Origin of the sequence: Chitinophaga niastensis (assembly GCF_003014755.1) — a bacterium.
GTDB classification, from domain to species: domain Bacteria; phylum Bacteroidota; class Bacteroidia; order Chitinophagales; family Chitinophagaceae; genus Chitinophaga; species Chitinophaga niastensis.
The window spans coordinates 1,826,696-1,838,700 of record NZ_PYAW01000001.1 but is presented as its reverse complement, the minus strand read 5'-3'; the positions used below and the strand labels follow the sequence as shown (position 1 = coordinate 1,838,700).

Sequence of the window (12,005 nt, the reverse complement as noted above, 5' to 3'; positions counted from 1 at the left end):
ACGCAGTATGCCAGGAAGCAAATCTACAGCAGAACTATATGCCGATTACAAAATAAAGGTGCAAAAAATTGCAGACGTTAGAAATGCCCTGGCGGTTTTAGGCTGGGACCAGGAAACCTACCTGCCCGAAAAAGGCGCCGGATTCCGTGGACAGCAAATTACTACACTCAGCACCATCGCACATGAACTTTTTACTGCACCGGAACTGGACAACATCCTTCAGGCGCTGAAAGGCAATACAGACCTGGACCCTGTGCAACAAAAAAATATCCTCCTCTCCACGGAAGATTATGAAAAGAATAAAAAATATCCGGCCGCTTTCGTGGCAGATATGTCCCGCGTTACCAACGAAAGTTATCATGCCTGGATCAAAGCCCGCAAAGCCAATGACTACAACGTGTTTGCACCGGCACTATCCAAAATGATTGCACTGAAGAAACAGGAAACAGATATACTGGGCTACGAAGGTCATCCTTACAATGCCTTGCTGAATGAATATGAAAAAGGCGCCAACACCGCTATGCTGGATACAATCTTCAACGAAGTGAAGACAGCCCTGTCGCCTTTACTGACACAGATTGAACAACATCCTCCCGTTAATAAAGATTTCCTGCACCTGCATTATAACCGCGACGTGCAATGGCAACTAGGCATTCATCTGCTGAAAGATATGGGATACGATATGCAGGCAGGCCGTCAGGATATTTCTGAACATCCGTTTACTACCAGCTTCAGCCCGCAGGATGTTAGGGTTACTACCCGCATAGATGAAAATGATTTTGGTAACATGACCTGGAGCTGCATCCATGAAGGCGGACACGCATTGTACGAACAGGGACTCCCTACAGAACAATATGGCCTCCCTTGCGGCGAAGCCACCAGTCTTGGTATCCACGAATCACAATCGCGCCTGTGGGAAAATAACGTTGGTCGCAGCCTTCATTTCTGGCAACATCATTATCCGCGTTTACAGCAGCTGTTTCCCGAGAACCTGCGTGCAGTAAGTCTTTCCGATTTCTATAAAGCTATCAACAAAGTACAGCCTTCACTGATCCGCACGGAAGCAGATGAGCTGACTTATCACTTTCATATCATGATCCGCTACGAAATCGAAAAGGGATTAATGGATGGAAGCATTGCGGTGAAAGACCTGCATCATACCTGGAATGAATATTACCGTCAATACCTGCACGTAACAGTTCCGGATGATGTACACGGTGTACTCCAGGATATTCACTGGTCACATGGCAGCTTTGGCTATTTCCCTACCTATTCCCTCGGTAGTTTCTATGCCGCACAGTTCTTTACAGCTGCACAAAAACAAGTACCGGAACTGGATAACAATATTATTGCAGGCAACTATCAACCTTTGCTGGAATGGTTACGTACCAACATCCATCCTTTCGGCAGATACTATACTTCCAATGAATTATGTAAGAAGGTAACAGGGAAAGAACTGGTGTTCGGGGACTTCCTGGACTATGCGAAGAAGAAGTACGGCGGGATATATAACTTTTGATAATTGTCTTTCCCAGGATTAGACTGATTTTTATGATTACCCGATTTTATTTTTTTGATTATAAAAAGATTAGCGAAGATAAGAGCGATATTATTCGCCTCCATCTTCGCTAATCTTTTAAAATCTTTCGAAATCAAAAAAATAAAATCGGGTAATCATAAAAATCAGTCTAATCCTGGGAAAGACAATTTCTCCAGCTCCGCCAATTCCATCACACCCTGTTTTCTTCCAATTTCTTTTCCATCTTTATAAAAAATAAAAGTGGGCAAACCGCTGCTCCGGATGGCTTTCATTACATCCACATCTTTACCGCCATCTACTTTTACTTTTTTTACATTTTTATGTTGCTGAAAGAATTTTTCCAGTATTGGCTCCATTTGTTTGCATGGAGGGCACCAGGTTGCGCCTACATCAGTCAATACCAATCCTTTATTACCAACTGCCTTGTTATACTCTTCTATCGTCAGCTGTACCTCGTTATCGGCAACACCTTGTAATGGTTTACCAGCCTGTTTCCAGGCGTTAATACCTCCCTGTAACTCCACTACATTGGCAAATCCATTTTCCCGCATCCATTTGGCAGCAGCGCTGCTGCGTCCTCCTCCCAAACAATAGATATATACGGGCTTCTGTTTATCGAGGTATTGCACCCGATCTTTAAATTCTTCTTTTTTTGTAAAGTCCGCCTGTAAGGCATCAGGAAGATGACCTGTATTATATTCTCCGGCGGTACGTACATCAAATACCTGGATGCCAGGTCGTTGAATATCTTTCTCAAATGCAGCAGCGTCTTCGGCCTGCTTTTGTTGCGCCATTAGTGAACTGCCCGATAGCATCACTACGACGGCTAATAAAAATTTGCCCATGGCTTTATAAATTTCGGCATAAAGTTAATAAACAACTCACTCCCTTTTCTTGCGGGGTGAGAATTATAACATGCTTGCAATACTTTAAAATCAAAATAAGGAGCAAACAATTCCCGGTATTCAGCTGCTGAACCACCAAACGGAGGGCCGGCCTGCTGAAAAGTACGATCAAATAATACACCTGCCAAATGACCACCGGGCTTAATCAGGGAGTGCATATGTTTTACATAATCTGCTCTGCGTGAAGGATCTATGGCACAAAAGAAAGTTTGCTCCAATACGAGATCATAGCTGCCGGTATGTGAAAAGAAGTCTTCTTCCAGTACTTTCACACGGGTACGGGTAAACGTTTTCTGCAACTGCTCTACCAGCGCCGGTGCAATATCCAATACCGTTACATCACTAAAAGCCTGACCGGCCAGATAAGCTGCCTCATAACTATTGCCTCCACCGGGAATGAGTATACGAAGATCCCGATTATGTACCTGGTCAATATACACCTGTAACGGAGGCGATACACGACCCATATCCCAGCCGGTTTCTCCCTTTATATACCGTTCATTCCAATATTGACTATCCATATTACTAGATTATTTTATGCTAAGTTACGGCCATTCAATCACATAGATAAAACGATTATATTTCCAAACATTATTGCTATTTTTATACTTTGAATGTACCTATGAAACCGGCCTTTACCAGCCATCCTTTGCCATGAAAAGCCTACAAAATTACCTCTTGATTGTCATCAGACGCGCATTTTGCAGTCTGTTCGCTATAATTGTCATGGTCTTTTCTGCCCATGCACAAAACGTAGCTATAAAAGCTGACAAAACCAGCGACTGTCCGCCGTTCCCCGTCAATTTCACCGCTACCCTTGATAATGGATATCAAAGTGTTGTGTGGGATTTTGGAGTAGGCGCCAACGTTACCGGCAATCTTACACCTTCCAAAATTTTTCAGACACCGGGCACTTATCACGTTAAGTTCACTGCTACTTATCCCGGCAATATAATAATCGTCAAACAAATAGACATCACCGTATACAATAAACCCATCGTTAGCTTCACCACCACAGCTACCACGGGATGCATACCTTATACGACCACCTTTACCGATAACTCTAAGCCCGGCGATGGTACCATACAGGATATTACCTGGGACTTCGGCGATGGCGGAGGGGCTACAGGAGCCAATGTTACGCATGTCTATACACAACCGGGCACTTACAATGTGATTAGCGTCGTAACTAACAGCATGAGCCCAACCTGCAAAAGTCCCAGTGAACCATTTCCTGTAAAAGTACAGGACGCTCCACAACCAGGCTTCGCAGCCGACAAAACACAAAGCTGCACGGTGCCATTTGATGTACAGTTTTTTAATACTACGGTTAACAACACCTCAGATGCGCTCACCTATCTCTGGGATTATGGCGACGGTACAACAGGCAGTATTAATACACATACTTATACCAAGGAAGGAAAATATACGGTTATATTAACCGCCATTACTTCCGGTAAATGTCAAAAGCAGGAAATCAAAAAAGATTATATCATTATTCAAAAAATCAAACCTGATTTCACTGCTACCAATCTTTGCGCTGCTCAGAATATTAATTTTAAAAATACCACACAACCCATACCGGATAAGGTTTTATGGACATTCCCGGATGGAAGTACATCAACTAATATAGATGCTGCAAAACAATTTCCTGCTACCGGTGATTATCTTATTAAAATGCAGGCATGGCTGGGCAACTGCACCGCAGAAACACAACAGACCATCCATGTAAATCCAACACCAACAATTGATCTGTCGGCGAACCCGCTAAGTGCCTGTTCGGTGCCGTTTACCACGCAATTCAGCGCCAATACCCAAAATGCATCAACATGGAACTGGAACTTTGGCGATGGCACTAACTCCACGCTGCAAAATCCTTCGCACACTTATACTAACGAAGGCGCCTATACGATTAGTCTTACAGCTTCTAACGCTTTTGGTTGTACCAATACTGAAACCAAACCGAATTATATTAATATCGTTAAGCCTCAGATCAATATCTTCCGCAGCGTGGCATCAGGATGTATACCATTGAGTGTTGATTTTTTTGCTACCATAAACATTGCAGATCCCATCATCAGCTACCAATGGAATTTTGGTGATGGAGGCACAGCCACTACCGCTAAACCGCAATATATTTTTACCAAACAAGGTACTTTTACCGTAACGCTGAATATTACAACAGCATCAGGTTGTACTGCCAGCGCAACTACTATCATTATGGCAGGCACCCTGCCGGTAGTAGATTTTAGTGCTACCCCATTAAAATCATGTGCCAAAGATCCTATTCAATTTACAAACCTTTCCACCCCTCCGGGAACTTCCTGGTTATGGATTTTCCCGCAGGATAACAGTACCAGCACAGATGAAAATCCTAATCATCAGTTTAATCAAATAGGCAGCCATGATGTAACATTACAGGTGAACAACAACGGATGTATAGCGCAGATAACTAAAAAAGATTATATCCAGATTATTCCGCCTATCGCCAAATTCAATACTGTACCGGATTGCATGGACCCTTATCATCGTAAATTCACTGATAATTCTACCTTTGGCCCGATTCCCACCGTCATAAAAACCTGGCTTTGGGATTTTGGCGAAGGAGGTGCTACATCCACATTACAAAGCCCGGATTTTCATTATAAAACAACTGGTATCAAGCAGGTAACACTTATTATTGACAATGGAACCTGTACTTCTACCTCCAAACAATCAGTCAATATTATTGATGAAAAACCGATCATAACAGCAGATAAAACAAGCATCTGCCAGGGTGACAAAATAAACATAACACTCGGTCCGCTGAACCCGGATAATATCAATGAATACTTCTGGGATTGGGGAGATGGCAATACAACTGACCTTGCAGGATTCGCTTTTAATCCGGCCGATGGGATATCCCATCAATATAATCAAATAGGCACCTTTACCATCAAGCTAACTATTACAGATAAAAATGATTGCAAAAGAGACGCTCCTCCCGTAACGATCACAGTATATGGCCACACAGCAGATTTTGATTTTACCGGTAAGAAATGTAAGGGAGAAGAGATCACTTTTACAGATAAATCCACATTCAATGTCGGTAACGAAATCACAAAGTGGAGCTGGGATTTCGGCGATCTGAGCCCTGTAGTAGATTATAGCACACAACCGTTAAATACCAAACACATATATACTAACGTAAACACCTATACGGTAATACTCAATACTATCGACAAATTCGGTTGTAAAGTAAAAGCCTCAAAAGATATCATATTTGAACAGGTTACCGCTGATTTTATGCTACCGGTAAATATTGCCTGTCTGGATAAGGACTTCACATTCGTTGATCAATCTACTCCCAATGCGATCAATTATGCCTGGAATTTTGGAGATAATACCACCGGCACCGGCAAGCAGCCCACCAAAATATATACAACGCCGGGCAATTATAATGTAACGCTGAAAATCACTACCGCAGAAAGTTGTACAGACCAGGTCACCAAAACAAATGTAGTAAAGGTGCCAAATCCAAAAGCATCCTTTACAATCCCTGGTAACCTGGATTTATGTCCGCCTGTGAAGGTGCTGTTTACCAACACCTCTACTGACTTTATAAAGTCTGAATGGAATTTTGGAGATAATGGTTTCTCTGCTAAAAATGATCCGGATGAACATATTTATGCAAGGGCCAAAAAATATGATGTAATACTCACCGTTTATTCGGAAGGTGGCTGCTCCAGTGCCGACACACTGCCACTTACCATCAAAGGCCCCGATGGCACCATGAATACCACTCCCACAACCGGTTGCGTGCCATTGCCTGTAAGTATCAGTGCCACTGCAGTTAAGACAGTCAGCTACATGTGGGATTTTGACGATGGTACTGTTATCACGAGCACGACACCCGTTTCTCCTCCTCATACTTATATACAATCCGGCATTTATTACCCGCGCGTATCACTGACAGATGATCAGGGCTGCGCTGTTAAAGCAGTAGGTAATGATAGGATCATTGTAGATAAAACCATCGCAGATTTTACGGTAGATAATGCCCAGGCCTGCGGCGGCGGCGTGGTAACGTTTCATAACAATAGTAAAACGCTGACGAAAGACTCATTGGCACTGGATTTCACGAATGCCTGGAGTTTTGGTGTGCCTGGTGATCCGAACAATATAGCTGCCAGCTTTGACGGATCATTCAACTACACACAACCAGGAACATCCAATGCAAAACTGGTGGTTACCAGTGCCTATGGCTGCAAAGATGAAAAAACATTGCCCGTTATTATTCCACCAAAGCCACAGCCGGTAATTGCGCCAATTTTACCATTATGTGTATCCGGAAAAATACAGCTGTCCGGCAGTGATGCTAAAAATCTGCCAGGCACAACATGGTTGTGGAAGGTGTCTCCCGACAAGGAGTTCGCGGTACAAACACCACCGGAAATAACCTTAAACAACGTAGGTACTATACCGGTAGAATTAACCATTACCAATGGCGATGGTTCCTGCCCCACTAAGGCCACCACTCAAATAGTGGTGAATCCGTCGCCGGCATTAAATCCATCTCCTGTATTGGCTAATATATGCCGCGGTGCAGCCTTACAGCTGCAAGCCAATACAACGCCCAATGTAATTGTAAACTGGACAAACTATAAGATCTCCGACAACACCAGCCAGTCGCCACAGATAACGCCCAACATGGATACGATATACCAGGTGCTGGCTACTAACGAATTCGGATGTACGAATAAAGGAGAGGTGCGGGTTACAGTTACCCAACCATTCCGCATATTTGCACAGGATGCAGAGATATGCGCAGGTAAAAGCACGCAAATGCTGGCAGGTGGCGCCTTACGTTATCAGTGGATTCCGGCGAGAGGACTCGATCGTACTGATGTGGCGAACCCCATCGCCAATCCCGATGGCAACATCACCTACCAGGTAGTAGGTTACGATAATGGCGGTTGTTTCACAGATACAGCATTGGCCAGGGTATATGTGCGCCCGGCGCCACAGGTAAATGCCGGTCCTGATATAGTGGCTACCACCGGCTCTATCCTGCCGCTGCCGGTAACGGGCAGTAACGATATTACCAACATAGTGTGGACACCGCAAACAGGGCTGAGCTGCTACGACTGTCTAACGCCTACGGCTACTCCAAAAGGGAATATTACTTATCATGTGGCTGTTACCAATCAATTTGGCTGTGTAAGCTCCGCTGCTGTGTCCATCAAACTGGTTTGTAATGAGGGAAATATATTCATTCCCAACTCTTTCTCTCCCAATGGAGATGGGCAGAACGATGTTTTTTATATCCGGGGCAAAGGCATGCAAACCGTGCGCATTTTCAGGATATATAACCGCTGGGGACAAATGGTATTTGAGCGGGCCGGTGTTAATGCAGACGACCCTGCAATGGGGTGGGATGGACGATTTAAGGGGACGCCGCTAAACCCGGATGTATTTGTGTATTACGTGGAAGTAGTGTGCGATGCAGGAGCTGTTTATGTGCTGAAAGGAAATGTAACCCTGATCAGATAGTCTTTCGGGCTTTTCCATAACTATCTGATAGCACCAATAAATGAGAAAATATAAACAATCATAAATTTAATATATATTTTTTTCGTTAATTTGTGGTATCAAATAGTTATGGAAAACCTGTGCAACCTATGAAATACCTACAGGCAAAGTGTTTTAGGGCATTACTGCTCCTGATATTCCTCTTGCAAGCAAACTGGTTACTGGCCCAGCAGGCTAACTTTACCTATACTGCAGCCCCTGCTACATTATGCACACCTGTAACCCTTACTTTTAAGAATACCAGCACAGGAACACCCACCGGTTATAGCTGGGATTTTGGAGATGGCAGAACTTCTCATGATCCGTCACCACAAATTACCTATACTACAGGCGGACCAGTAAAAATAACGCTTACAGTACAATACAGCAATAGCAGCAGCACCTATTGGCGCGACATCGTTATAGGTACTACCCCGCAAATAGCTTTCTCTGCAGATGTTACCAAAAGCTGTAAAATATACACGGCCAACTTTACAGATGCCACGCCCAACGCCGCAAGCCGCGTATGGGACTTTGGCGATGGCACTCCACCGGTAACCACCAGTAATGCCTTCTATCCGCACAACTATACTACAGCAGGAAAATATGATGTCACACTCTCCGTTACTAACATTAACGGCTGTACGGCAATATTAAAAAAACCAGCTTACATAGATGTTTCACTACCGGAAATAACACTAAGTTCCCCGGTATCCGGCTGTGTTCCTTATACAGCAACATTTTCCGCCACTTCCACGAATGGTGTAAACGACCCCGTGACTTCCTGGATCTGGACATTCGGCGACGGCAACACACAAACCACCAATAACGGAAATGCTACCCACGCCTATACGCAAACAGGTACCTACAATGTGGGCGTTACCGTAAACACGCAAAATAGATGTACCACCACCAAATCATTCGATAAATACGTACATACCGGCAATCCTCCTACCAATGTGAGCTTCAGCGTTTCACCTACCAGCACCTGTGTGGGTGATCCGGTAAGATTGCTGGCCAATGCAAATTTTGCGGATACCTATAGCTGGAACTTTGGCGATAGCCAAACAGCAGAAGGCCCCGCCAATGATATCAAACATACTTTTACTGCCAATGGTAACCTCACCGTGCAAATGAAAGCTGGCCTCAACGGCTGCTTTACTACTGCAACACCGGCCACTGTAGCGGTAACCGGCCCTGTATCTCAGTTTGCAGTGGTACGCGACTGTAGCAATAAAAGCAAATTCATCTTTACCAATAACTCCATAGGAATCAACGTCAACTCTACCTTCATATGGGATTTCGGTGATAACTCACCAACCGTAAATACGCAGGATGCGGTACATACTTATACTACACCCGGTAATTATACCGTTCGGCTCACCATCGGAGAAACCGGCAATAACTGCAATAGCAGCAGTTTCCAGACAGTATACAATTTTAAAGCCGACTTCACTACCGGTGTAAGTTCTATCTGTCGCGGCGGAAAGGCCACCTATGAAGTCCTGAACGTGCCACTGGGACTGGTTTCCAGCTATACCTGGCAACTGGGCGATGGAACTGTTTATACCACTACAGATCAAACTTATGTGAAAACATGGGCGATAGCAGGCACCTTCAATGACCAGTTGACAGTCCATTACAAGAACCCCGCCTATTGCGATGATATCGTGTATAAAAGTGCTGATATTAACATCCTGGCACCACAGGCAAATTTTACTACAGGCCCTTCTACCTGCGCAGGACAACCGGTTACATTCATCAATACTACTGTTACCTCTCCTAATATTCCTGTTACCAACTGGAGCTGGGATCTTGGCAACGGACAATTATCCATCTCGCAAACGCCCCCTGCCACCAGGTATTCTACTTCCGGTGGCCAGCTGGTGAAACTGGTGATAACAGATGCCCGCAATTGCCAGGACTCTATTAGCAAAAACATCAACATTAATCCAACACCTTATGTACGTGCTGCTGCACTACAACCTAAAATATGTGAAGGGAACAGTGTAGGTCTCAATGCCTCGTCAGACGGCAATATACAGTGGCTCTCCGCAAACAATATCAGTTGCATTTTTTGCCCGGCCCCCATCGTTTCTCCTGTTAGCAATGCCCGCTACCTGGTACAGGCATCTAACAGTTACGGCTGTACGGTATTTGACTCTGTGGATATTGCAGTGGTACCTAAAGTAAACCTGACGGTTAGTAATGATACCATTGTATGCTATGGCAGCTCTGTAAAAATGCAGGCTTCCGGTGCTGCTATCTACGACTGGACACCGGTTACCGGTTTAACTAATAACACCATCGCCAGCCCGGTATCTACACCTATAGCGGACATCACCTACCAGGTAACTGGTACCAACGATGCCTTGTGCCCAATGAGTGCGCCACTTTCAATTAAAATAGCAGTGAAGCCCGTACCTGATGTCAGCGCGGGAAAAGATCAGACAGTGATGGTAGGCGATATTGTGAAGTTGATGGCCAGTGGCAGTCCGGACATTGTGAAATGGTCGTGGTCCCCCACAGATTACCTGGACAATCCTTCCTCTCCGTTTGTAACGGCGGCTGTGCGCAAACCCATGACCTATAGTGTTACCGCTACTAACCAGTACGGCTGCACGAAAAGTGATGTAATGAACATAGATCTTATTTGCAACACAGACGTGATGTTTATACCAAATACTTTCAGCCCTAATGGCGACGGGCAGAATGATATCTTTTATCCACGTGGTAAAGGAATAAGTTTCATCAAATCATTTCGCATTTTTAACCGCCTGGGGCAAGAAGTATTTCACCGGGAACATATTAACATAGAAGATATCAGCGCAGGATGGAATGGCACCTTCAACGGCAAGCCACAACCTTCAGATGTATATATTTACTTCATTGAAGCATACTGCGATACCAACGAATTTTTTCGGATGAAAGGCAACGTAACATTACTCAGATAATTCTTTTAACCTGGCCAACATGAAAACCGTATACCGCATATTACTGGCGATAGTTTGCCTTACAGGTGCCTCCCGCCTGTATGCACAGGATATACACCTGTCACAGTTCTATGAAACACCTATACTACGCAACCCTGCACTGATAGGCATTTTCAACGGAGATGTGCGCGTTCAGGCGGTATATCGCAACCAATGGAACAGTGTCACCATTCCTTATCAGACAGGTACAGTGAGTGGCGAAATTAAATTTCCGGTGGGCCGTAGCAACGACTACCTGACTACCGGTTTACAACTTACGTATGACAGGGCGGGTACCTCCAAACTACAGTCTACACAGATCTTTCCGGCTATCAACTATCATAAATCCCTCGATGCAGATAAAAGCAGTTTCCTCTCATTAGGTTTCATGGGCGGATTGGTGCAGCGTCAGTTTGATCCTACCAACATGACCTTCAATAACCAATATACCAACGGACGCTTTGACCCGGCATCATCTACCGGAGAAGAAGGTAAACTGGCGCTCAAAGGCTACAGCTACCTGGATGCAGGTGTGGGATTGAGTTATAACGGTGTGATAAGGGAAGATGTGAACTACTTTATCGGGGCAGGATATTTCCATTTCAACAGTCCGAGAATATCTTTCTACAATGATAAAAATATTCAGCTGGAGCCAAAAATCACCTTCAACGCGGGTATTACCATACCTGTGGATGAGAGGGTAAAGGTGATTGCTCATTATAATCAGTTACACCAGGGTACTTATTCAGAATATATTGGCGGCGCTTTGATAGGGTATGGATTAATGAACCAGGGATTGGAATCCACCAGAGCTATTTATGGCGGGCTCTTCCTGCGCTGGAATGATGCCATCATTCCTACTATAAAAATAGATATGGAGAAATATGAGATCGCGATGAGTTATGATACCAATATCTCCCAACTCAGAACAGCCAGCCAAACTTTTGGCGGCTTCGAAATATCATTGGTTTTCAAAGGATTTTTAAACAGCAGGAATACAACGCTGGAAAGCTTGAATTGCCCTCGCTTCTAAAAAGC

6 protein-coding genes are annotated in these 12,005 nt (G+C 44.4%); 4 read left to right on the top strand and 2 right to left on the bottom strand.

Annotation, left to right across the window (positions count from 1 at the left end; genetic code table 11):
• The first annotated feature begins 7 nt into the window (after positions 1 to 7).
• Positions 8 to 1,519 carry a carboxypeptidase M32 gene (locus tag CLV51_RS07655; protein ID WP_106527373.1) on the top strand — a complete coding sequence of 504 codons (1,512 nt, stop codon included), beginning with the start codon at positions 8 to 10 and terminating at the stop codon, positions 1,517 to 1,519.
• A gap of 164 nt (positions 1,520 to 1,683) precedes the next feature.
• Here the strand turns inward: CLV51_RS07655 and CLV51_RS07650 are convergent, their stop codons facing one another.
• Both CLV51_RS07650 and CLV51_RS07645 read right to left on the bottom strand, forming a co-directional pair.
• Complete coding sequence (locus CLV51_RS07650; RefSeq protein ID WP_106527372.1) at positions 1,684 to 2,385, bottom strand: rhodanese-like domain-containing protein; 702 nt, start codon at positions 2,383 to 2,385, stop codon at positions 1,684 to 1,686.
• The gene (locus tag CLV51_RS07645; RefSeq protein WP_106527371.1) at positions 2,367 to 2,966 is read right to left on the bottom strand and encodes a methyltransferase domain-containing protein; all 600 of its coding nucleotides are present in this window, start codon (positions 2,964 to 2,966) and stop codon (positions 2,367 to 2,369) included. The genes CLV51_RS07650 and CLV51_RS07645 overlap by 19 nt, the downstream gene beginning before the upstream one ends.
• A 205-nt stretch (positions 2,967 to 3,171) precedes the next feature.
• Between CLV51_RS07645 and CLV51_RS07640 the strand changes: the two genes are divergently transcribed.
• The 3 genes from CLV51_RS07640 (at position 3,172) to CLV51_RS07630 (ending at position 12,000) form a co-directional block, all read left to right on the top strand.
• Positions 3,172 to 7,977: a PKD domain-containing protein gene (locus CLV51_RS07640; protein WP_158266948.1), complete on the top strand. Its 4,806-nt coding sequence runs from the start codon at positions 3,172 to 3,174 to the stop codon at positions 7,975 to 7,977.
• A gap of 128 nt (positions 7,978 to 8,105) precedes the next feature.
• Positions 8,106 to 10,949 carry a PKD domain-containing protein gene (locus CLV51_RS07635; RefSeq protein ID WP_106527369.1) on the top strand — a complete coding sequence of 948 codons (2,844 nt, stop codon included), beginning with the start codon at positions 8,106 to 8,108 and terminating at the stop codon, positions 10,947 to 10,949.
• A gap of 19 nt (positions 10,950 to 10,968) precedes the next feature.
• A complete protein-coding gene (locus tag CLV51_RS07630; protein ID WP_106527368.1) occupies positions 10,969 to 12,000 on the top strand; it encodes a PorP/SprF family type IX secretion system membrane protein in 1,032 nt (343 codons plus the stop codon).
• Positions 12,001 to 12,005 lie beyond the last annotated feature (5 nt).

What these genes read in the sequence shown, in the direction of transcription:
- CLV51_RS07645 (WP_106527371.1), bottom strand. Translation starts at nt 2,966, where the DNA reads ATGGATAGTCAATATTGGAATGAACGGTATATAAAGGGAGAAACCGGC.
- CLV51_RS07630 (WP_106527368.1), top strand. Translation starts at nt 10,969, where the DNA reads ATGAAAACCGTATACCGCATATTACTGGCGATAGTTTGCCTTACAGGT.
- CLV51_RS07635 (WP_106527369.1), top strand. Translation starts at nt 8,106, where the DNA reads ATGAAATACCTACAGGCAAAGTGTTTTAGGGCATTACTGCTCCTGATA.
- CLV51_RS07650 (WP_106527372.1), bottom strand. Translation starts at nt 2,385, where the DNA reads ATGGGCAAATTTTTATTAGCCGTCGTAGTGATGCTATCGGGCAGTTCA.
- CLV51_RS07640 (WP_158266948.1), top strand. Translation starts at nt 3,172, where the DNA reads ATGGTCTTTTCTGCCCATGCACAAAACGTAGCTATAAAAGCTGACAAA.
- CLV51_RS07655 (WP_106527373.1), top strand. Translation starts at nt 8, where the DNA reads ATGCCAGGAAGCAAATCTACAGCAGAACTATATGCCGATTACAAAATA.